Annotated in this window: 21 protein-coding genes; 6 read left to right on the top strand and 15 right to left on the bottom strand. The window is 64.8% G+C overall.

Features of this window, described 5'->3' with window-relative positions:
* Positions 1-32: 32 nt before the first annotated feature.
* The 3 genes from H3309_RS04835 (at position 33) to H3309_RS04825 (ending at position 1,178) form a co-directional block, all read left to right on the top strand.
* A complete protein-coding gene (locus H3309_RS04835; RefSeq protein ID WP_182297633.1) occupies positions 33-428 on the top strand; it encodes a DUF805 domain-containing protein in 396 nt (131 codons plus the stop codon).
* 88 nt (positions 429-516) lie between these two features.
* Positions 517-789: a type II toxin-antitoxin system Phd/YefM family antitoxin gene (locus H3309_RS04830; RefSeq protein ID WP_182297632.1), complete on the top strand. Its 273-nt coding sequence runs from the start codon at positions 517-519 to the stop codon at positions 787-789.
* Positions 786-1,178, top strand: coding sequence for a type II toxin-antitoxin system VapC family toxin (locus tag H3309_RS04825; protein ID WP_182297631.1), 393 nt, complete (start codon positions 786-788; stop codon positions 1,176-1,178). The genes H3309_RS04830 and H3309_RS04825 overlap by 4 nt, the downstream gene beginning before the upstream one ends.
* Before the next feature lie 9 nt (positions 1,179-1,187).
* Here the strand turns inward: H3309_RS04825 and H3309_RS04820 are convergent, their stop codons facing one another.
* From H3309_RS04820 to H3309_RS04785, 8 genes are all read right to left on the bottom strand, one after another.
* Entirely contained in the window at positions 1,188-2,432 is a 1,245-nt protein-coding gene (locus tag H3309_RS04820; RefSeq protein ID WP_182297630.1) for a cytochrome P450, read from the bottom strand.
* A 72-nt stretch (positions 2,433-2,504) separates the two neighbouring features.
* The gene (locus H3309_RS04815; protein WP_182297629.1) at positions 2,505-3,767 is read right to left on the bottom strand and encodes a dicarboxylate/amino acid:cation symporter; all 1,263 of its coding nucleotides are present in this window, start codon (positions 3,765-3,767) and stop codon (positions 2,505-2,507) included.
* 88 nt (positions 3,768-3,855) lie between these two features.
* Positions 3,856-5,028, bottom strand: coding sequence for a serine hydrolase domain-containing protein (locus tag H3309_RS04810; protein WP_182297628.1), 1,173 nt, complete (start codon positions 5,026-5,028; stop codon positions 3,856-3,858).
* Between the two features lie 158 nt (positions 5,029-5,186).
* Positions 5,187-6,074, bottom strand: a complete 888-nt coding sequence (locus H3309_RS04805) for a helix-turn-helix domain-containing protein (protein ID WP_182297627.1) — start codon at positions 6,072-6,074, stop codon at positions 5,187-5,189.
* Between the two features lie 41 nt (positions 6,075-6,115).
* The gene (gene lepA / locus H3309_RS04800; protein ID WP_182297626.1) at positions 6,116-7,933 is read right to left on the bottom strand and encodes a translation elongation factor 4; all 1,818 of its coding nucleotides are present in this window, start codon (positions 7,931-7,933) and stop codon (positions 6,116-6,118) included.
* A gap of 103 nt (positions 7,934-8,036) precedes the next feature.
* Positions 8,037-8,429 (bottom strand): lysozyme inhibitor LprI family protein, encoded by a 393-nt coding sequence (locus tag H3309_RS04795; RefSeq protein WP_182297625.1) that lies wholly within the window; start codon positions 8,427-8,429, stop codon positions 8,037-8,039.
* A gap of 82 nt (positions 8,430-8,511) precedes the next feature.
* Positions 8,512-9,012 (bottom strand): fasciclin domain-containing protein, encoded by a 501-nt coding sequence (locus H3309_RS04790; protein ID WP_243453906.1) that lies wholly within the window; start codon positions 9,010-9,012, stop codon positions 8,512-8,514.
* A 29-nt stretch (positions 9,013-9,041) separates the two neighbouring features.
* Positions 9,042-9,827 (bottom strand): DUF3011 domain-containing protein, encoded by a 786-nt coding sequence (locus H3309_RS04785; protein ID WP_207791560.1) that lies wholly within the window; start codon positions 9,825-9,827, stop codon positions 9,042-9,044.
* A 132-nt stretch (positions 9,828-9,959) separates the two neighbouring features.
* On the opposite strand from H3309_RS04785, the gene H3309_RS04780 reads away from it, so the two are divergent.
* Positions 9,960-10,769: an ABC transporter substrate-binding protein gene (locus tag H3309_RS04780; protein WP_182297622.1), complete on the top strand. Its 810-nt coding sequence runs from the start codon at positions 9,960-9,962 to the stop codon at positions 10,767-10,769.
* Entirely contained in the window at positions 10,766-11,401 is a 636-nt protein-coding gene (locus H3309_RS04775) for an AprI/Inh family metalloprotease inhibitor (protein ID WP_182297621.1), read from the top strand. The genes H3309_RS04780 and H3309_RS04775 overlap by 4 nt, the downstream gene beginning before the upstream one ends.
* Here H3309_RS04775 and H3309_RS04770 read toward each other — a convergent pair.
* Genes H3309_RS04770 through H3309_RS04740 form a run of 7 tightly spaced genes read right to left on the bottom strand, consistent with a single transcriptional unit; the run spans position 11,391 to position 18,432 of the window.
* Positions 11,391-12,647, bottom strand: a complete 1,257-nt coding sequence (locus tag H3309_RS04770; RefSeq protein WP_182297620.1) for a TetR family transcriptional regulator — start codon at positions 12,645-12,647, stop codon at positions 11,391-11,393. The two genes, H3309_RS04775 and H3309_RS04770, sit on opposite strands and share 11 nt — an antisense overlap.
* A 52-nt stretch (positions 12,648-12,699) precedes the next feature.
* Positions 12,700-14,004, bottom strand: a complete 1,305-nt coding sequence (locus tag H3309_RS04765; protein WP_182297619.1) for an NAD(P)/FAD-dependent oxidoreductase — start codon at positions 14,002-14,004, stop codon at positions 12,700-12,702.
* Positions 13,928-14,560 (bottom strand): TetR/AcrR family transcriptional regulator, encoded by a 633-nt coding sequence (locus H3309_RS04760; protein ID WP_182297618.1) that lies wholly within the window; start codon positions 14,558-14,560, stop codon positions 13,928-13,930. Before H3309_RS04760 ends, H3309_RS04765 begins: the two co-directional genes overlap by 77 nt.
* Positions 14,561-14,598: 38 nt before the next feature.
* On the bottom strand, positions 14,599-15,738 hold the full coding sequence (locus H3309_RS04755) for an alpha/beta hydrolase (RefSeq protein WP_182297617.1): 1,140 nt from the start codon (positions 15,736-15,738) through the stop codon (positions 14,599-14,601).
* The gene (locus tag H3309_RS04750; protein WP_182297616.1) at positions 15,738-16,070 is read right to left on the bottom strand and encodes a DUF885 family protein; all 333 of its coding nucleotides are present in this window, start codon (positions 16,068-16,070) and stop codon (positions 15,738-15,740) included. The genes H3309_RS04755 and H3309_RS04750 overlap by 1 nt, the downstream gene beginning before the upstream one ends.
* Entirely contained in the window at positions 16,063-17,379 is a 1,317-nt protein-coding gene (locus tag H3309_RS04745; protein WP_182297615.1) for an MFS transporter, read from the bottom strand. The genes H3309_RS04750 and H3309_RS04745 overlap by 8 nt, the downstream gene beginning before the upstream one ends.
* A gap of 36 nt (positions 17,380-17,415) precedes the next feature.
* Positions 17,416-18,432, bottom strand: a complete 1,017-nt coding sequence (locus H3309_RS04740) for a dipeptidase (RefSeq protein ID WP_182297614.1) — start codon at positions 18,430-18,432, stop codon at positions 17,416-17,418.
* A gap of 103 nt (positions 18,433-18,535) precedes the next feature.
* Between H3309_RS04740 and H3309_RS04735 the strand changes: the two genes are divergently transcribed.
* Positions 18,536-20,680 carry a TonB-dependent receptor gene (locus H3309_RS04735; protein WP_182297613.1) on the top strand — a complete coding sequence of 715 codons (2,145 nt, stop codon included), beginning with the start codon at positions 18,536-18,538 and terminating at the stop codon, positions 20,678-20,680.
* The last annotated feature ends 24 nt before the right edge of the window (positions 20,681-20,704 follow it).

Here is a 20,704-nt window from a genome sequence, read left to right as displayed (position 1 = left end):
TGCCAGCATCGGACACAAGCAGGGGAAATGACATGATGTTCGAACCATTGCGCCGTTACGCGGATTTCAGGGGGCGCTCGCGCCGTCAGGAATATTGGTTGTTCTCGCTGTTTCTGGTGGTGATCTATGCCTTTGTCGCGCTTGTCGGCACCTTGGTCAGCCCGCCGGGCCCCAATGGCGAGCCGGGGGGCGTTTTCATCGCGCTCGTCGGCATCCTCGCCCTTGCCTTCTTCATTCCCTCGCTCGCCGTCGCCGTCCGTCGTCTGCACGATACCGATCGCAGCGGCTGGTGGTATCTGATCGGCCTGGTCCCGCTGATCGGCAGCATTGTGCTGCTGGTGTTTTTCGTACTCGACGGCACCCCCGGCCCGAACCGTTTCGGGGACGATCCCAAGGGCCGCGGCAATCCTGGCATCATGGAGCGATAAGGCGGCCGGAACCTCCGCCCCACCCCGCTTGGTTGATTTTTTCAACCAAGCGGACTAAGTTTGGTTGGTTCACACGCAGGAAACCGCCATGACCGCCCCGCTTCCCGTCATCAACATGCATGAGGCCAAAACCCACCTCTCCCGCCTCGTCGCCGATGCCGCCGCTGGCAAGCCGTTCATCATCGCCCGCGCCGGCAAACCGCTGGTCAAGGTGGTGCCTGCCGACGACACGCCGCTCTCGGGCGAGAAGTTGCTGATCGCACGCGGCTTCGGCGCGCTGAAAGGCCGGTTCGTGGCGCCGGATGATATCAAGACGCCGTTCCGCGACGAAATCGAAGAGATGTTCGGGCTGCGCGATTGAGGCTACTGTTCGACACGCATCTCCTCCTGTGGTTCACGGCAGGCGACGCCCGCTTCACGGCTCAAGCGAGGGAGATGTTGGGCGATGTCCGCAATGAGCCGCTGTTCAGTTCGATCAGCATCTGGGAAATCGGCATCAAGCAGGCCGCTGGCAGGCCCGACTTTCGCTGGGACGCAAAGGAAGTCGAAACAACCCTCCGGCGCGCGGGGTGGGGGGAGTTGCCGTTCAATGCGTTACATGCGCAGCATGCTGCCGCCTTGCCACTCTACCATCGCGATCCATTCGATCGAGCTCTGATCGGACAAGCGATATCGGAAACTGTTACCCTGCTGACCGTCGATACGACGCTGACCCGCTACCCCGGCCCGATCCTGCTGGTGTACCCCTAAGCGCCGGCCTCAGCCGCGCATCATCTCCACCATCAGCTGGCGATAGCCGTGCACGAAGCAGTTGTTCACCCGTTTCGGCTCGGCGAGCGCGCGTACGCGCATGTTGCGAGCCAGCATCTCTTCGAACAGGATGCCCAGCTGCAATTCGGCCAGACGCGCGCCGACGCAGCGATGGATGCCGTGCCCGAAGGCCAGGTGCCGCCGCGCATTCTCCCGGTCCGGCATCCAGGTGTCGGCGGCGGCGAACATGCCCTCCTCGCGGTTGGCGGACAGATACCACATCACCACATTGTCGCCGGCGCGGATCGTCTGCCCGGCCACGACGGTATCGGCGAGCGCGGTGCGCCGCATGTGCGCCAGCGGCGTCTGCCAGCGGATCAGTTCGCTGGTGGCGTTCGGGATCAGCGCCGGGTTCGCCACCAGCTTCGCCCATTGATCGGGATAGCGGTTCTGCACCATCACCGCGCCGGTCATGCTGTTGCGTGTGGTATCGTTGCCGCCCACGATCAGCAGGATCAGATTGCCCAGATATTCCAGCTGGCTCATGTCCTTGGTGGCATCCGAATTGATCATCATCGAGATGAGGTCGGGCGCCAGGCCCTTCTCCTTGCGCTCGTCCCACAGCCGCTGGAAATAGACCACCATCTGGAACAGGATCTCATGCCGCTTGCGGTGCGATTCCACATCCTTGATCGCGTCGAAGTCGGTCGCCACATCGGACCAATAGGGCAGCAGGCGGCGGTCTTCCCAAGGGAAGTCGAACAGAGTCGCCAGCATCTGCGTCGTCAGCTCGACGGAGACCAGATCCACCCAGTCGAACGCCTCACCTACGGGCAGGCTGTCAAGCAAGGTCGCCGTGCGGCCGCGGATGCTGGCGCGCAGCCGGTCCATTTCGGAAGGCGTGAAGGCCGGCGCCACCGTGCGCCGCTGGCCGGTATGCTGCGGCCGGTCCATGGCGATGAACATGGGGAAGCGGATTTCCTCCTCCCCCTCCGGCGGCCGCCCGCCGATGGTGATGCCGCCCCGGTCCCAGCTCGAAGAAAAGATGTCGGGTTTGCTCTCCACTTCCACGATCTCGCGGTGGGACATGACCGACCAATAGGGGCCGAAATCGCTCTCCGGGCAGTAATGCAAGGGGCCGGCGTTCCGCAGCGTCGCCAGCTTCGGCAGGATGGCATAGTCGCGCCACAAATCCGGCCGCGAGATGTCCAGATCGTCCAGTGTCAGCTCGCTCGGCTTGTAGGCTGTGGCCATGATGCGTCTCCCGATTCGCTCGCCCTCTCAATTTGAGGCTAACTCAAATCGCGACGGATTGCCAAGCGAAATCTACGGACGTTCACTCCGCAATACCGCGGGTTCGGGGCGGCCCAGCTCGCCTTCCCACTTCGCCACCACCGCCGTCGCCACCGCGTTGCCGACCACATTGGTGGCGCTGCGCCCCATGTCGAGGAAGTGATCGACCGCCAGGATCAGCAGCACGCCCTCGGTCGGCAGCCCGAAAAAGCTGAGCGTCGCGGTGATCACCACCAGGCTCGCGCGCGGCACGCTCGCCATGCCCTTCGACGCCACCATCAGGAACAGCAGCATGGTGATTTCCTGCGTCAGCGTCAGGTCGATGCCATAGGCCTGGGCGATGAACACGGTGGCGAAACTGCAATAGAGCATCGAGCCGTCGAGGTTGAAGCTGTAGCCCAGCGGCAGGGTGAAGCTGGCGATACGGTTGGGCACGCCGAAGCGCTCCAGCGCCGCCAGGAAGCGCGGATAGGCCGCCTCGCTGCTCGCCGTGCTGAACGCCAGCAGGAAGGGTTCGCGGATTTCCCGCACCAGCCGCGGGATGTTGCCGAACCCGATCACCAGGCCACCCGCCGTCAGGATGATCGCCAGCAGGATCAGCAGCGTGGCATAGAAACCGCCCATGAAGGCCCCATAGGTCGCCAGGATGCCGACTCCCTGTTCAGCGACGGTCGCCGTTACCGCCGCGAACACCGCGAAGGGCGCCACCCACATCACGATGTTGGTGATGACCAGCATCACCTCCATCAGCACCTCCATCGCCTTCACCAGTGGCCGGCCACGCTCCCCCACCTTCGCAAGCGCAATGCCGAAAAACACGGCGAACACCACGATCTGGAGGATGTTGTTGGTCGCCATGGCATCGACGATGCTCTTCGGGAAAATCTCGGTGATGACCTTGCGGAACGTCAGCGCCTCGGTCTTCACCGCGGTCGCCGCGTCCGCCACGGGAAGGGAGAGGTTCAGCCCCACCCCCGGTTGCAGGGTATTCACCGCCAGCAGCCCCAGCGTGATGGAAACCACCGTCGCCGCCAGAAACCAGGCGATGGTGCGCACCCCGATGCGCCCTAGCGACTTGCTGTCCCCGCCCATGCCGGCGATGCCGGCGACCAGCGTGGCGAACACCAGCGGCGCGATGATCATCTTGATGAGCCGCAGGAACACGTCGGTGATGATGGTCAGCTGGCTGCCGATGGCCTTGGCATCCGCCGGTGCCATGGTGGCGTTCATCACCAGGCCCAGCACCAGCCCCAGCCCCAGCGCCACCAGAATCCAGACGGTCAGCTTGTTTCCCACGCACCCACTCCCGGCTTGTCCTTGCCGCAGCAGTGGCAGGCGACGCCGGGAAGGGCAAGGGTGGCGGGGTCAGCCGCCACCCCGGCCGTCACTTCCATGCCGCATCATAGGCATCGGCAAGGATGGGGCAGGTGCTGATCTTCGGTGGCAATACCACGTTGGCGACCACCGCGGCTTCCACATTGTTGGGAAAGCGCATGATGCAGGCATGGATACCGCCGCCGCCCCCCGAACCCACCACGCCGCCGTGATTCCAATAGGTGCCGAAATCGCCGACCCGCCCCATCACGCCGAACCTTTTGTCGATCATCCGCTGCCGCCAGGCCGCGGGCAGCAGCACCTCGCTGTTGTGCAGGAAGGTCATGAACCGCACCAGGTCGTTGGACGACAGATACCAGCCGCCCGAGCCGCAGAATTCCGACCAGCTGTTGTTGCCCATGGACTTGTTGCCCGGGATGGTCTGGTCCCTGTCATAATAGAGCGTCTGCGTTGCACTCTTGTCCTGACACAGCGCGCCCTTCACGCCCACCGGCTCCAGCACATTCTTCTGCACCCAGGCGGCATAGAACCAGCTCACCAGCTTGCCGACATATTCGTCGCTCCCGGCCTCGCCGGTGATCTCGCCCAACTGGCCTTCCATCGTCCGCGCGATCTCATCGGATCGCAGCGTTACCCCCGGGATGCGGTTATGCATGTTGTACAGCAGCACGCGCAGCAGCGCATAGTTGACGTTGCGATAATCGATGCCCTTGGGTGGTGCCGGCAGCGGGGCCGGACCCGGCGTGCCCGCGGCCACCATCGCCTTCATCGCACTGTAATCGAGCAGTGCCTTGCTGTTCATGTTGGCATTCGGAAATCCGCTGCGATGGCCCAGCAGATGGGCGAACGTCAGCGTGTCGACATTCGGGCCTTTCTTCCATCCCGGCGGGAAATAGCCGGCGATCAGCGTATCCTCGTCCTTCCCCATCATCCGCAGGGTCTGCAACACCGCCACGGCGGTGATCATCTTCGATACGCTGGCGATGTTCTGCCGCTGACTGGGCGAATGCGGCAGGTTGCCGTCGGCCGGTGTCCGCGCGAACCCCTTCTTGCCCGTGCCCGCCGGCTTGCCATTCTGTGCCACCGACCAGGCGAACCCGCCCGCCACCGCGTCCATCCCGCCCTGGATATTCTTGCCGAACAGCGCGACATCGAACGTCTTGCCAGTGCCTTTCTCGGCCTGCGCCGGTACCGCCACCAGGCTGGCGGCAAGCATCATCATTGTCATCTTGTACATGATATTCCCCGATTTCGTGAACGCGGCGCTTATGCCGTGCCGGGCGCGACCCCAACAGTCGCAGCGACATGCGCAACGGTTGCGCAACCCCTTGCGCACAATGACGGTTGCGCAACCCCTTGCGCGCCGCAGCGGAGCGTCGATCAGTCCCGCCCGCCGATCGGCGCCGCGCGGGACAGGCTTTCGGCAAAGCGCATCAACAGCAGCAACTCTCCGCCGGCCGCATGCGCCGCCGGGCCGATATCGGGCAGCAGCCGCCGCGCATACGCAGGATCGACGGCTTCCGCGGCGGCAAAGGAGCTCGCGCGCATGCAGCGTTCCAGCACGGCATCATCGTCGGCCGGGTCCGGCGGCAGGTCGGCCACCCGCTCGAAAATGCAGGGCGTCGCCACGATATCGCCGTCGGTGTTGCGCAGGCAGGTCAGTGTCAGCCCGTCGAGCACCACCGCCTTGCGACGCGCCACCGCCTTCACGATCGAAAAGATGAACACGCCGCTCACCGTGTCACTGGCGATCGAGAAGAGCTGTCCCTGGATCGGCAGGCCGATGCCATGGAAGCGCAGCCCGAACACCCCCAGCCGATAGCGCAGCAACCCATCCGGCGCCACCCGCTGCACCATATGGTCATGCACGAATGGTGCCCCCGCATTGTCCGCAGAGGGCCGTGTGGTGCGCCAGACGCCTTCGTAGGCACCGCCTCGCATCGCCGTGTTCGCCCGCGCCTCCGTCATCAGCCCGGGTGCCAGCCAGTCCACGTCCGGCGCCGCCGCCTGCGGTGGCGTTACGCCCAGTCGCGCCGCGAGCGCCGGCAGTGCAACGTCCCAATCGGCCATGGTGAAACCGGGGTGCGTGGCCGCCACTCGTTGCGTCAACCGCTCCAGATTATGCGCGGATGGCAGCGCGGTGCCCGACACCCAACGCCCGACCGCGCTCTTGTCCACCGCCAACTCATGCGCCAACCGGCTGCGACTGACCGACAAGGCCTTGATCGCCAACGCCAGTTTCGCGCCGAACCCGTCGTCCACGTCCATGATGTCAGCATTTCACGCAACCGCCGCTGGCGCAACCGGGGTTACGCGTCCCCCATCCGCAGCGCCGCGATGAACGCCTCCTGCGGGATCTCCACGCTGCCATATTGGCGCATGCGCTTCTTGCCTTCTTTCTGCTTGTCCAGCAGCTTGCGCTTGCGGCTGATGTCGCCGCCATAGCATTTCGCCGTCACGTCCTTGCGCAGCGCCGCGATCGTCTCCCGCGCGATCACGCGGCCCCCAATGGCTGCCTGGATCGGAATCTTGAACAGATGCCGCGGGATCAGGTCCTTCATCCGCTCGCACATGTGCCGGCCGCGCGCCTCGGCGGCGTCGCGGTGCACGATCATGCTCAGCGCGTCCACCAGCTCGCTGTTCACCAGCACCGTCATCTTGACGAGATCGCCCTCGCGGTGGCCGATCTGGTGGTAATCGAAACTGGCATAGCCGCGGCTGATGCTCTTCAGCCGGTCGTAGAAATCAAACACCACCTCGTTCAAGGGCAGTTCGTACGTCAGCTGCGCCCGTCCGCCCACGTAAGTCAGGTTTTTTTGGATACCCCGCCGGTCCTGGCACAGCTTCAGCACACTGCCCAGATACTCGTCCGGCACGAAGATCACCGCCTCGATCCACGGCTCCTTGATATGGTCGATCGCGACCGGATCGGGCATGTCCGCCGGATTGTGCAGTTCCAGCATCTCGCCGTTGTTCAGATGCACCTCATAGACCACGCTGGGCGCCGTGGTGATCAGGTCCAGGTCATATTCCCGGCTCAGCCGCTCCTGAATGATCTCCAGATGCAGCAGGCCCAGGAACCCACATCGAAAACCGAAGCCCAGGGCGGCGCTGGTCTCCATCTCGAAGCTGAAACTCGCGTCGTTCAGCTTCAACTTGTAGATGCTCTCGCGCAGCTTCTCAAAATCGGCGGCGTCCGTCGGGAACAGGCCACAGAACACCACCGGCTGCACTTCCTTGAACCCCGGCAGGGCCGCGTTCGCCGGTCGCTTCGCGTCGGTGATCGTGTCCCCCACCCGCGCCTGCGCCACCTCCTTGATCTGTGCCGTGATGAAGCCGATCTCCCCCGGCCCCAGTTCGCCGCGCTGCTCGATCTTCGGCCGGAACGCGCCCACGCGATCGGTCAGATGCACGCTGTCGCCCGCCATGAACTTGATCTGCATGCCTTTTTTCAGCACGCCGTCGATGATCCGCACCAGGATCACCACGCCCAGATAGGCGTCATACCAGCTGTCCACCAGCATCGCCTTCAAGGGTGCCGTCGCGTCGCCCTTCGGCGCGGGAATGCGCGTCACGATCGCCTCCAGCACATCGCCGATGCCGATGCCGCTCTTGGCGCTCGCCAGCACGGCGTTGCTGGCATCCAGACCGATGACCTCCTCGATCTGCGCCTTCACCCGCTCCGGTTCGGCGCTCGGCAGGTCGATCTTGTTGATCACCGGCACGATCTCATGGTCATGCTCGATCGACTGATAGACGTTCGCCAGCGTCTGCGCCTCCACCCCCTGTGCCGCGTCCACCACCAGCAGCGCGCCTTCGCACGCCGCCAGGCTGCGGCTCACCTCATAGGCGAAATCGACATGCCCCGGCGTGTCCATCAGGTTCAGCACATAATCCAGGCCATCCTGCGCCCGGTAATCCAGCCGCACCGTCTGCGCCTTGATGGTGATGCCGCGCTCCTTCTCGATCTCCATATTGTCGAGCACCTGCTCGCTCATCTCCCGCGCGGTCAGGCCGCCCGTGGCCTGGATCAAGCGGTCGGCCAGCGTCGATTTGCCATGATCGATGTGCGCGATGATCGAAAAGTTGCGGATGCGCGAAATGTCGGTGGAAGGAAGCGAAGCCATGCCGCGCCTTAGCCGGTTGTGGCGCCCCGGCAAAGGGGCGGGTGGCCGCAGGCATTTCCAGCGCTGCCACGCCCGGCGGCGGATCAACGACAATTCCCGCCGTTCAGCGCGGGCAGGAAAGATCGCCCTCTGCGCATTTGCCCAGGCGGTCGAGGTCGGCCGTGCGCGCCCGCGAAAGATCGGCCGCGCAGGTCGCCGCCACCATCGGCGCCGCGGAGCCGCCATCGGCGCCGTTGGAGCGGAACTGGCATTCCAGGTCCCGGAAGGCGATCCAGGCCCGCTGGCTGGCCTTCAACCGCTCCTGCCCGCCAGCGCTCAACCCCTTGCGCAGGCGGGCATAGCTCTGGTTCAGCCGCAAATCCGCATTGGAGCGGCCGGCGGCGGCACAGGCGGTCATGTCGGCCTGGGAGACTGCATTGGCGCAGTTGGCGGGCTGCGCGGCGGCGGGCAGCGGCGCCAGCAACAGAACCACGGTGGCAATGGTTCGGGGCATCATCGGATCATCCTTTCAGACAGCGTCTGCGAACAACGCGGCGCATGGGCCGGTACGGATCCCGGACGATCTGAAACCCGCCCGGTCAAGATGCCCCCGCCGGAAGTTTCGGGGTGAGCACGGCGTCGATCACCTCGATCTGGCCATTGGCCTCGAACACGTCGAACATGCGCAACTTTGCCGTGATGCCGTTTTCGTCCGTAACGCGGATATCCAGCCCCTTGCGGGTCAGGCGCAGGGTGCAGCCACCCAGCGTCCGGATCACCTGCGTGCCATCCGGGCCAAGCCCGAACTTCACCTCGCGGCCCACGATATGGCAGCCCACCAGCGCCCGGATCCTGTCGCGCTGGCGCGGATCGACAAGGGCGGCGGCCAACGCCCGCGGCAGCGCCGCGAACGCCTGGTTGGTCGGGGCGAACACGGTGTAGCGGCCCGGCGTCCGCAGTGTCACGTCCCAGCCGGAAGCTTTCAGCGCCGCCATGAAGCGACTGTTGTCCGGCTGTTTTTCCAGATGGCCCAGGATGTCCTCGTCGGGCGACCAGGACGGCACCGGCTGTGCGGCAAGCGGCAATGCCAGAAACAGCATCGCCACGGCTGCAACTCCCGCCGCGGATGTCACTGCGGCGTTTCCTCTGCCGCCGCGCCGCTGTCGCTGTTGTCGCCACTGCTGTTGCTGTCGGCATTGCTTTCGGCTTCGCGCGCCTGCCGGTTCTCATCGGCTTCACCGGCGCGGATTTCCGCCTGGCGCCGGGCATCCTCAGCTTCGGCCTGCGCCGCGCGCGCATTGTCGCGCTGTTCGCGATCCTGCGATGCCTGGATTTCCAGCTGGTTGTTCTGGTTGGCCAGATAGGCGGCACGCTGCTGCGCGTCGTCCAGCCGGTCCTGCTGGTCGCGCTGCGCCTGCTGGTTGGCGGCATAGGCGGCGCGCTGCTCGTCCTGCGTTGGACCATCGTCGCCGCTCTGGACATAGGTGCGCGAGACATAAGTGCTGCTGCTGTGGCTGGATCCGCCGATGGCACCGCCCAACAACGCCCCTACCAGCCCGCCGACGATCGCCGCGCTGACCTTGCCGCCGTCACCACCGCGCCCGGCAACCCCACTGCTCTCTCCCCAGGAGCCGACGAGGAAAGTGGCGGCACAGCCATTGTCCACCCATACGCCGCGGCGGTCATAGCCCCAGCTCTCGGCCTGGCGGCAAGGCGCACGCGACAGTTGCTGCTGCAACTGCACGCCCCGGCCGGTGTCGGCGGCGCAGTAATGATAGGCACCGTTGACACTGCCACAGGCGATCGTGCCGGCGTTCGCCGACCCGCCGACCCCTTCCCCGGGCAGCACCAGCGCCGCCGCCATCGCAATGCCGAGGAAAGACAGTTGTACAGATCGTGTCCGCATCGTTCCCATCCCGTCGTGCTGGTCGTGAAAAAGAATCATCTGGCAAGAGCCGCTGAGCTGATATACAAACGAATGTACCTGAAAGCAAACAAGGGTTCGATGATGCCGAAACGGAGATGGTCATGGAGGCGCGCAAGGCGGTTGGCGAGCGCGGCGGTCGGCGGCCTGCTCGCCCTGGGGGTGGTCACGACCGCCCCGGCGTCCGCCGATGCCAGCCTCGACCGGGTGCTGACACAGCGTAACCTGGTGGTGGCGGTGGCGCTAAATGCGCCCTGGGTGCTGAAAAGGCCCGACGGCAGCCTGGCAGGCTATGATATCGACATCGCCCGTGCGCTGGCGAAGGATCTGGGCGTAGAGGCAAGGTTCGTTGAAATGCCGTTCGGCAATCTGGTGTCCGGCGTCGCGGCAGGCGAGGCGGACATGGGTGCCGCCGGTCTCGCCATCACGCCGGAACGGGCCCGCGCCGTGGTGTTCTCGGCACCGGTCGGGCTCACGGTGGTGCGCACGGTCGCCGTCCGCGGCAGCAAGGGCGCCATGCCCGCGGACGGCGCCGGCCGCACCATCGCTGTCCTCGCCGGCTCGCTGGACGAAGCCGCGGCGCGGGCCTCCTATCCCAAAGCGAAGCTGCTGCCCTTCGCCGACAGCGCACAGGCACTTGCCGCGCTGGTAGATGGCCGGGCGGACGCGCTGGTCGCCAAATCGCCGGTGCCACGCATGGCGGCCCGCATCTATGGTGGCCGGTTCGAACTGACCGGCACGCCGCTTACCAAAACCGCCGAGGCGCTGGCACTGCGGCCCGATGATGTCCGCCTGCAGCGCTATGTCGACAACTGGATCGAAGCGCGCAAGGTAGACGGCTTCCTCGCCAACCTGCGCCAACATTGGTTCGTCCGTTTCGACTGGATCAACGAGATGCAGGTCGGCACCAAAGCGGCGAAGGCCTCGAAATGATCACGTCGTCAAAATCGCTGTTCCGGCTGCTGGCAATTGCCCTGTTGGCCGTGGCGCCGTTCGCCACCCCGCTTGCCGCGCAGGATGCCACCCCCGACCCTGCCGCCATGCCCGATCCCCCGGCGATGCCCGATCCCCCTGTGATGCCCGATCCGCCCGCCAGCCCCGCCGCCGACGCCGCCCAGCAGCAGGACAATATGGGCCGGATGGTACAGCAGTCGCAAGACAGCGGCACCACGCATGTCGAACAGACGAGTGAGGAGCGCTCCACCAGCGTCACCATCGGCGGCCCCGTCAACGGCGCACCGACGAACCCCGCAATGGGCGGCAACGGCGCGGGGTGGGGGCGGCCCACTGCCGACATGCTAGCGGGAAACTGGACACTGCGCTGGGATGGCGGCAGCTGCAACGTGCAGCTGAAACCCGACAAATCCTTCGGCACCTATCCGGCCTGGACCTATGGCGGTTGTCCGGACGGTTTCTTCACCGCCAACCGGTGGGCCTTTGACGGCGACGCCATTGTGCTGATCCGGATCGGCAATGAGGTCGTTGGCCGCTTCTCGCTGCGTGACCCCAACCGCCTGGTTGGTCAGCAGGCGAGCAACGGCCGGACGATGACGCTCAGCCGCTGAAGCCCAACAGGTCGCGCGCCAGCCGATCCGATTGCGCCTCGAAATCGAAGATCGTCTCCGCGTCCGGCAGTGCCGCGCACAGCAGGAATACGGCGGCGTACCATAGCGCATGCGTGGCGGCCGCGCGGCGACCGACATCATCGCGGCCGGCGGCGCGCAGCATCGAATGGGTGATGGTGCCCCGCTGCCGCCGCATCGCCAGGCCCAGATCGGCGGGCATGAAGCCGCGCGCCGCGGCCAGCGAGATTTCTGCCATCCCGCGCGTGCCCACCCGCGCCAACGCGCTCTGGCGCGACCGGTCCGCGATCCACTGCCGCGCGCCGCCCACGCTGCCGTCCAGCGGCGAAACCTGCGGGGCGGCGGCGTTTGCCCGCTCGAACAGCCGCAGCAGGCCGGCGTAGCCCAGGTCCGCCACCGTCCGGAAATGATGCGTCGTGCGGGCGAGCGAAATGCCGGCACGCTGTGCGACCGCCCGGTTGGTGACCGATGCCAACCCCTGTTCCTGGATCAGGTCGGCGGCGGCATCGACCATCAGGTGGCGGCTGAAGGCCGAACGCCCGGCCGGGCCACCGGGGACGGCATCCTCCGCGCCGGGATCGAGGTGGAAGCGAAGGGACACCGCGTCCACCTCGGCATGCACCTCCGGCACCGGCCATCCGGTCAGCGCCCGCACCAGCTCCGCCAGCCCGGCTTCCGCGGTCATCCGCCACGCGGCCGAACCGGCGCAGCTCAGCGCGAAACAGCTTTCCGACAGGCTCACCAGCCCCAGGATGTCGAACGCGGTCGCATCGCCTCCCAGCGCCGCGCCCAGCGCCCGGTAGAAATCGCGCCGGCCGACGATGAACGCCCGGCACTGCGCCGCCACCTGAGGTTGCTGCGGCGCCTGCAACCAAAGGTCGGCGAGTGTCAGCATGTCACCGCGCCAGACGCCGCCAGCGGTCTCCACGAGGCTCCACAGCAGCGGCGGCGCCACCGCGCGCGCCATGCTGAACGATTGCACCTCGGCCAGTTGTGCGTCGCAAAAAGCCAGATCACGCGCCACGGTGTCGGCATAGGCCGCCGCCAGCAGCCGGTCCTTGGTCTCGAACATCGCCAGCAACCGCGCCACCGGCAGATCCGCTTCGGCCGCGATGGTGCGAAAACTCGCCGCCCGCGCCCCGCCGGCACCGATCAGGCGCTGGGCGATGTCCAACACCTGCCGCCGCTGCTCGGGCATGGCGGGTGTCTGGAGCTGAAAGCGCATCATTCGCGCCGGTTATCCCAGGACCACGCCACAATCCAGCGCCGCGGGATCCTGATCATGCCAGAACGCTGCGTGTCGCAATCTCGATCGGTGCGCGGTCATAGGCGAGCGCGCTTGCATCGACTTCGGTGTCGCCCGCAATCCGCTGTCCGATGATCGCCTGCGCCAGGAGCGATCCGATGGCGGGGGCAAGCTTGAAGCCGTGCCCGCTGCACCCGTTGGCCACGAAATAGCCGCCGACCGGGGTGGCGCCGACGACCGGGTGAACATCGATATCGTTGATCGTATAGAGCCCGCTATACCCGGCGACCCCCCGCAAATGCCCGAGTCCGCGAAGCCGATGCTGGAGGGCATGCAGCTTGATTGCGGCAAAGTCATTGTCCACGCCCCGATCAAAATCATCGGGATCGACAAATTCGCGCTCGTCCTCCTCAAGCACCGAGCCCAGCACGATTTGCTGGCCGCGGTTCTGCGGGCGGAAATAGATGCCGCCCAGCGGGTCGGCACAGGTCGGTACCGGCCCCACAACCGTGTCGGGGCGATCGATATGGACAATCTGGATGCGGGTCGGGCGCAATGGCCAGGGGCAATCGAGCCCGACAAGACCATTCAGCGCGTTGCACCAGGGACCGGCCGCGTTGACCAGAACCGGCGTCCTGATTTCCCCTCCGGACCAGCGTACCGACGAGATGTCGCCAGACCGCAGGTCGACACCCGTCACCTCGGCGCCGAAGCGTATCTCCACGCCGCGCGGGCGCAGCACACGCAGCAGATCCTGAAGCGCGTCGACCGGATCGACATAGCCGCCTTCGGTCTCGACCATATGGATCCCGCCCGCGATACAATCATGTGGCGCGCCGTGGACGAGATCGGGCGCCAGCGCGCACGGATTGACCGAGGGGTAAAGTTCGGCAAGCCCGGCATCATCCATCGTGGCAACGGCAACACCAAGCATCTTGAGCCGTTCCGCCTCTCTCACCGTCGTGCCGGCATCGCCGTTGCCAAGCCACAGGACGCCGGTTTGATGAAGCCGCGCGAAGGGATCGCCAAGCGCCAGAAAATCGGGCCAGTTCCGATAGGCCGCGATACCGTCACGGGCGAGGACGACGGTGCGATCAAGCGAATATTTCGTCCGGCACACCGCCGAGGATGCGCCCGTCGAACCCTCGCCCGGCCCGGCCCCCTTCTCCAGAACGATGATCTTCGACCGGCTGCGCTTGGCGATCTGCAGCGCCGCGCAAAGGCCGATGATCCCGGCACCGGCAATGACGATGTCCGCCGTTTCAGCCATGCGTTGGGGGATTCCGCCCGGCGCGCGCACGCAGGTCATCGATCGTGGCGGCAAGCGCCTGGCCGCCATCGTGTCCCGTCAGGACGCGGTGATAATAGGGGGCAAGCGCCAGCCGGTCTTCAAGGCTCTCCTCGAACGCCAGCGCATAATAGCCGATCTGATGGAAATAGTTGACGCGGGCACGCGCGATCGCGGTCATCCTGTCTTCCCCCGACCCTTCGAAGATCGCGGCCAGCATGATGATCCAGTCCTCGTCGATCTGCCGCACCAGCCGGGCGACTTCCGGCGATTTGCGCGCCCAGAAACGGATCGCCATATCGAACGTCGGATAGGCGGGATCCTCGCTCAGCCAGATGCGGACCGCCTCCATCACCCCACCATCACCTTGGCCGTTGCGGTCGCGGATCTGGGCAAGCTCGTTGCGGTTCTGCGTTTCCCATCCCGAAAGCAGCGCATCGAGCAGGTCCTTGCGGTGCTTGAAATGCCAGTAAAAGCTGCCGCGGCTGACGTTCAGCTTCTTCGCCAGCCGGTCGACCTTCACATCGTCCACGCCCGACGCGATCAGCACGAGACGGGCAGCCTCGATCCAATCTTCGCGGGAGAGCGAGCTGCGGCTGTTCTCCATCGCTGCGTCTGTAGAAGCTGAGGGGGCAAGGGCAACCATTAACGGGACTCCGGTCGGATGGCTTCGCGCATGGTATCGATGATGAAATCGGGGCGTTCATAGACGAATTGATGGGTGGTTCCCGCGGGCGCAACAATCCGTCGGGCATTCGATGACGTCGCCATATAGCGTTCGCGCGATCTGGCAAAAAAATTGATCATCCGCGCCTGCTCCCCACCCGCGCCCGCGACCTCGGGATTGGCGGTCACTTCGCCGGCGTCTCCCGGTGCCACCAGCCAGACCGACATGGCGCCGAGATCACCATCATAGACAACGGTTTCCCACCCGCAGGTGCCGACATGCGTGCCGAGCAGCTCGCGGTAGATGTCATATTCGGCGAAACGATGCCCGGCGCTGGTATCGACCGCGCGCAGCGTGCCATATGCCGCCCCGAGTTCGGTTTCGAACGCGCTGCTGGCTTCGGAATAGGCGGGATTGCGTCTGACGGCCCAGCGCGCGAAATCAAAGTGAATGCCGAACAGCCGCAACAGGCCGGTGATGAAGGCCGTGCGGCGCATTGTCCTGATCGCCCCCAGCCGCGGACCGAACACGATGGTTTCAAGCGGGGTTGGGTCGATCAGCACCAGCCTTGCGACAAGCTCGGGATGGCGGCGGGCGATATTGGCGGCGAGCAGGCCACCGAAGGAATAGCCCGCGATGATGAAGGGCCCCTGCTCTCCCGCCGCTTTCAGGGTCTCGACCATCTCTTCCGCTTCGCGCGCGGTGGTGCGCGGGAACCGCCCGGTTCCGCTCCAGCCCGTCCCCGGCCGGTCGATCAGGATCGAACGTGTCTCATCGCGCAGCGCGCGGTGGACATGATCCATCACCAGCCCGGCGGCATGCCCACCCCCGAACCATATGATCGGCAGCCGGTCCTTCGCCTCGCCTTCGGCGACGATGTGGATTTGCGTGCCCGCCACATCGATCATCTTGCCCGGCGGCGGGTATTTGCGCCGGGCGGCGGCGATGGTCACAAGATGGATAACGCCCCCGACCGCCATGAGCAACGCCAGAAGGATGAGGGCCACGCCCAGCCCCGGTCCGTTTGGGCGTAGCGCCAGCCCGGCGGCCGCGAAGATGGACGCCGGGATGAAGGCAAACCATTCGCGGCTGAGCAGGGTAAGGATCGCGGTCCGCATCAGGAAACCCCGTGCACGGCTTCATGAAAATCCCGAAGGTTGAACTTGTCGCCCAGCCTGTCCCGCATCCGCGCGCGCCTGTCGGCGATCGCGAACTCACCCAGCCTGTAGGCAAACGCCTGACCCGCGACATCGCACGCATATCGAAGCGTTTCGGACCGGATTTCGGTTTCGGGGAAAAAACTGTTCTCGCGCCTGTAATCGCGCGCCGGCTCAAGGCTCCAGGCACGCGCGGTCATGCGGATGTCGAGCACCCGCTCCGCCGACGCATTGCGGACATCGTCGATCAGGCGAAGGGCAAGGCCGACGGGATCGGGGGACATCTCAGTCATCGCCTCCGCTTGCCGCCGCGATCGTCGCCGGCAGTGTCTTCGAACCCCAGCGCAGGACGATCAGCCCAATGAAGAAGGCGGGGATGACGACAACGGAAAGCGCATGGAGGATGCCCGATGGACCATGGAAATAGCTGTCCGACAGGAAGCCGATGAACGGCGGCAGGATCGAGCCGAAGATAATCGTCACCATCCCGCCGACCGCCACCACGCGACCGCGCATGTGCGCCGGCGCGATGAACTGCAGCACGGCGGGTGACAGCGACATGGCGACGATGGTGAACACCGTCTTGACGCCGATGATCGCATAGAGGTGCGCCGCGGTCTGGACGAAGGGAAGGCCACACGAGACCAGCAGGCCGATCAGCAGCCCGCCCTGCGCGACGAGCATCGGTGCGTGGTCCCCGAACCGGGGGCGCAACCATCGCACCGCAAGCCATGAGGTGCCGACCCCGGCAAGCGCCGCAACCATCGATATCTGCCCCAGTGTCTGCCCGACAGTCGCGGGCGTCTCCCCAAAACTGCGTTGCAGCGTGACCGGTATCCAGGCGCCCTGCGCGCCATAGGCGGCGTAGCTCAGGCCGAAGCCGATAAAGACGCCGATGATCGTCCGGGCATGCGCACGGCAATAGGCCATCACGCCTTCGACATCGCCTTGAACAGCGACTTGCGGCGCCAGAGGACGCAACCGCATGGCCAGCAGCATGACGATCAGCAGCGGGCCCGCGAGCGCGCAGAGGATCATCGCCACGCGCCAGCTTTCCAGTCCCGCGAAGACCGCGGGAAGCCCGATGCGGTGGCCGTCGAGCCACGCCAGCAGCAGCCCGCTGGCCCAGTTGGCCGCGGCAAAACCGAGCAGCACGGCGATGTAGAAAATGAAGTTGGCATTGATCCACTTGTCGCGTGGAAACATGTCGGGGATCATCGCATAGGTGATCGGGCCGAGCACGGCTTCGCCCAGCGCAATGCCCATCGCGAAGGCGAACATCAGCGGAAAGGTCGTGGCCAGGCCGAACGCGGCCGTCGCGACCGACCAGACCGCAACGCTGATCGCGAGCAGCCAGCGCCGGTCAACCTTGTCCGCAAGCCAGCCCATCGGAATGGCGGCAATCGCGGTGGTCAGCGTCAGGGCCAGGCCATTGAGGCTGCCGATCTGGGTATCCGACAGCGAAAGCGAAAGCTTGATCGGCTCTGACACCAGGATGATCATGTATTTGATCAGATTGCCGATCAGCGAGACGAGGATCAGCGCCGCCAGCCCATACCAGGCCCAGCCGATGGACGGGCGCGCGGCCCGGTCGGCGCCCAATGCTATGCCCGCCATGGCTTTCCTCCCCCGTTCATGTCAGCGCCAGTTCTGCCGGGCTATCCGCAACCAGTTGTCGTGCAGGATCTTGGCAAGACTGCCGTCGTCATAGCCGCGCCGCCGCAGGCCCGACACAATAGCCGGCAGATCCTCGGGCGCGACCATCCGGATTTCGGGCGAGAACCCTTCCGGAAAGCTGTGCTTCATGGTTTCCAGATAATCGAGCAGTTCCTGCATGTCGTAGCAGTAGTCGAGCGAGAGGCCGACATGATCGGGCCCGACCAGCTGCACCGCATGATCGACATGGGCAACAAACGCCTCGACAATGTCCTTTCCCGCGCCGCAGAGAAAGTCTCCGATGCCGTTGATGCCCACGACGCCGCCCTGCGCGGCGCAGGCCCGAATCATCGCGTCGGAAATGTTGCGCTTGTGCGCGTGCAGCGCGCCGCAGTTCGAGTGCGAGAAAATCACCGGCCGGCTCGACGCGTCCAGAACGTCGCGAGCGGTGCGTTCCCCCGTATGCGAACAGCAGACGGTCATGCCCGCCGCATTCATTTCGCGGATCATGTCGCGGCCAAACGGCTTAAGCCCGAGGTCCTCCTCGTCATAGCAGCCATAACCCGCGAGATTTTCGCGATTATAGGCGATCAGCATCCAGCGGACGCCCAGCGCGTAATAGTCCGCGATGCTCTCCAGCCGGTCGCCGATCCCGCGTGCGCCCTCGATATCGAACATCACGGACATGCGCCCCTCAGCCCGCGCGATGGCGATGTCATCGGGCGTCGAGACAATCCGATAGGCGTCGCCGCGTTCGCCGAGCCATTGCCGGAACCAGCGCAGCACGGCCCGGTGCTCTTCGGGGGTCTGTTCCATTGCGCCGATATTGAGCGAAATGACCGATACGCCATTGTCCCGCGCCCGCTCCAGCTGCGGCAGGAAGACGCCGTCATTGGCGCGAAGGGGCATGCAGGCGTGATTGTCCCAGACCGGTAGCATTGTGGAGCCCATGTTCACCCCTTGAACAGACCGCTTGACGTTGCCTGTGTTGATGACCATACACATATGTATGGTGCCTGCAACGGGATTTGCTTACGCCGGGGAAAATTGATCATCGACTGCTGAAACAGCTGTGCGGGCCGCCAAAACCGGGGAGATTACAATGACAAAGGGCTGGTATTTCGCACACACGAGCATGGTGGCACTTTTTTCCGGAAGCGTTCTGACCGTGGCGACGCCCGCCCTTGCGCAGGCCGCTTCCGCGGAGGATGTGGCAACCGCGGAAATTGTCGTGACCGCCCAGAAGCGTGAGGAGCGGCTTCGTGACGTCCCGATGTCCGTATCCGCACTCACTGCCGCGGACATCGAAAACCGCAACGTCACGTCGCTCGACCAGCTCCAGTCGGCAGTGCCGGCACTTCGTCTCGTCGACATCGGCCCCGGCCAGCAGCGCATTCAGCTACGCGGCATTTCCCAATATCTCGGCCTGCCCACGGTCGGGCTGTACATCGACGAATTCCCGATCAACACCTATGGGCCATCGGGCAGTGCCGAGGTGCGACTGCTTGATATCGAGCGGATCGAGGTGCTGCGCGGACCGCAGCCTGGCTTGTATGGCGAAGGTTCCATGGGCGGCACGATCCGCTATGTCACCGCCAAGCCGAACCTGACGACCATCAGCGGGTCGGGCCTGGCAGAAGTCACTTTCCCGAAGGACGGCGATACGGGCTATCGCGTCGAGGGCATCGTCAATGCCCCTCTGGTGGCGGACATGGTTGGACTGCGCATCGCCGCGACGCACGAAAAGGAGGGCGGCTGGATCGACGGCGCTCCGGGCAACAATCTCAACGGTCGCAACACGACGACCGCGCGCGTGACGCTCCTCGCCAAGGCGTCCGATACGTTCAAGATCACCCTGTCGGGCCTTTACAATGAATCCGACCAACTCTTCAAAAGCTATTCGAATGCAACCAGAGGTCGCACGGGGCAGATTGTTCCCTCGAACGCGCGGCAGCGCTATTGGCTGGGCACGCTCAACCTCGAATATGATGCCGGCCCGGTCACGCTGGTGAGCACGACCGGTTATCTCGACCAGACCAGCCGAAGTGTCGACGATTCGGGTCCATTCTACAACAAGCTGTTCGGCGCACCGTTGCTGCGCACCGCGCTGACGGACGCGCGGGGCGGTCTCAAGAAGTTTCACCAGGAACTGCGGCTGTCGTCCAACAACGATGGTCCGCTGCGCTATCTGGTCGGAGCGTCCTACACCGACGGCAAGAACAAGGGCCTGACCGACGGCAATGGTGAGTCGTTGGTTCCCGGATTGCCACCTTCGGCACTCGGCGTCGTCTTTCAGCAGGACTCAAAAACCCAATCAAAGATTTTCGCGGCGTTCGGCAGCGTTGGCTACACGTTCGGCGACCTTGTCACGGTTGATCTCAGCGGGCGTTATTTCAGTGATCGTCGAACCAGCGTTGGAACCTTCAATCTCGTTGGCTTTGGTCCACCGCAGCTGACGAACCAGAAGGGGACATTCGACAGCTTCAACCCGCGCCTTGCCGTGAGCATGAAGACGGGGGATACAGGCATTATCTATGCCAACGTCGCCAAGGGCTTTCGCAGCGGCGGATTCAACAGCATCACGGCACCGAGCGTGCCAGCGACCTTCGCTCCGGAAAAGCTGTGGTCCTACGAACTCGGCCTGAAACAAAGCTTCCTCAACAACCGCCTCTTCGTCGAGGCTTCAATCTATTACAATGACTATAACAACATCCAAACGACGGTCATCGTTCCGAACACGGCATTCGCAGCGGTCCTCGGTTCGGGAAAGGCAAGCGGCCCGGGCGTCGATTTTTCTGTCCGCGCCCAGCCGTCGCGCGACCTGACGTTTGCAGCCTCGCTCGGCTATAACAGGATGCGGTTCGACACCAGTTCGACCGACAAGATCAAGGGCGATCCGCTCGATCTTGTGCCCGATTGGAACTGGTCGGCGTCAATCGATTATCAGCCCCGACTGTCGGACACCGTCGGCCTGATCGCCCATGCCGATATCGGATTTACGGACAAGGGCTTCATCACGCTGCGCCAGCTGCCGCCGGTTCCGGGCCTCAACCGGGTCGAACGTTCCGAAGCGCGTGAAGTCGCCAATCTTCGCCTGGGCGTCAGTTTCTCGCAGTTCGAGGTCTATGGTTTTGTCAACAATGTCTTCGACACGTATCGGATCGTGAATCCGCAATTCGGTGCCTTTTTCGAACCGACCTATACCAAGCCCAGGACGGTCGGGTTGGGCGTCAAAGGCAAATTCTGACGGACGAGTTTTGGCGCGAGTGGA

It is taken from the genome of Sandaracinobacteroides saxicola (assembly GCF_014117445.1).
Taxonomy (GTDB): Bacteria; Pseudomonadota; Alphaproteobacteria; order Sphingomonadales; family Sphingomonadaceae; genus Sandaracinobacteroides_A; species Sandaracinobacteroides_A saxicola.
Note: the sequence above shows the minus strand (reverse complement) of the source record. Positions and strands in the feature narration are given on the sequence as shown.

What these genes read in the sequence shown, in the direction of transcription:
- H3309_RS04830 (WP_182297632.1), top strand. Translation starts at nt 517, where the DNA reads ATGACCGCCCCGCTTCCCGTCATCAACATGCATGAGGCCAAAACCCAC.
- H3309_RS04785 (WP_207791560.1), bottom strand. Translation starts at nt 9,827, where the DNA reads ATGGGAACGATGCGGACACGATCTGTACAACTGTCTTTCCTCGGCATT.
- H3309_RS04765 (WP_182297619.1), bottom strand. Translation starts at nt 14,004, where the DNA reads ATGGCGGCCAGGCGCTTGCCGCCACGATCGATGACCTGCGTGCGCGCG.
- H3309_RS04760 (WP_182297618.1), bottom strand. Translation starts at nt 14,560, where the DNA reads ATGGAGAACAGCCGCAGCTCGCTCTCCCGCGAAGATTGGATCGAGGCT.
- H3309_RS04805 (WP_182297627.1), bottom strand. Translation starts at nt 6,074, where the DNA reads ATGGACGTGGACGACGGGTTCGGCGCGAAACTGGCGTTGGCGATCAAG.
- H3309_RS04755 (WP_182297617.1), bottom strand. Translation starts at nt 15,738, where the DNA reads ATGCGGACCGCGATCCTTACCCTGCTCAGCCGCGAATGGTTTGCCTTC.
- lepA (WP_182297626.1), bottom strand. Translation starts at nt 7,933, where the DNA reads ATGGCTTCGCTTCCTTCCACCGACATTTCGCGCATCCGCAACTTTTCG.
- H3309_RS04750 (WP_182297616.1), bottom strand. Translation starts at nt 16,070, where the DNA reads ATGACTGAGATGTCCCCCGATCCCGTCGGCCTTGCCCTTCGCCTGATC.
- H3309_RS04810 (WP_182297628.1), bottom strand. Translation starts at nt 5,028, where the DNA reads ATGATGATGCTTGCCGCCAGCCTGGTGGCGGTACCGGCGCAGGCCGAG.
- H3309_RS04835 (WP_182297633.1), top strand. Translation starts at nt 33, where the DNA reads ATGATGTTCGAACCATTGCGCCGTTACGCGGATTTCAGGGGGCGCTCG.
- H3309_RS04795 (WP_182297625.1), bottom strand. Translation starts at nt 8,429, where the DNA reads ATGATGCCCCGAACCATTGCCACCGTGGTTCTGTTGCTGGCGCCGCTG.
- H3309_RS04770 (WP_182297620.1), bottom strand. Translation starts at nt 12,647, where the DNA reads ATGATGCGCTTTCAGCTCCAGACACCCGCCATGCCCGAGCAGCGGCGG.
- H3309_RS04820 (WP_182297630.1), bottom strand. Translation starts at nt 2,432, where the DNA reads ATGGCCACAGCCTACAAGCCGAGCGAGCTGACACTGGACGATCTGGAC.
- H3309_RS04775 (WP_182297621.1), top strand. Translation starts at nt 10,766, where the DNA reads ATGATCACGTCGTCAAAATCGCTGTTCCGGCTGCTGGCAATTGCCCTG.
- H3309_RS04790 (WP_243453906.1), bottom strand. Translation starts at nt 9,012, where the DNA reads ATGCTGTTTCTGGCATTGCCGCTTGCCGCACAGCCGGTGCCGTCCTGG.
- H3309_RS04735 (WP_182297613.1), top strand. Translation starts at nt 18,536, where the DNA reads ATGACAAAGGGCTGGTATTTCGCACACACGAGCATGGTGGCACTTTTT.
- H3309_RS04740 (WP_182297614.1), bottom strand. Translation starts at nt 18,432, where the DNA reads ATGGTCATCAACACAGGCAACGTCAAGCGGTCTGTTCAAGGGGTGAAC.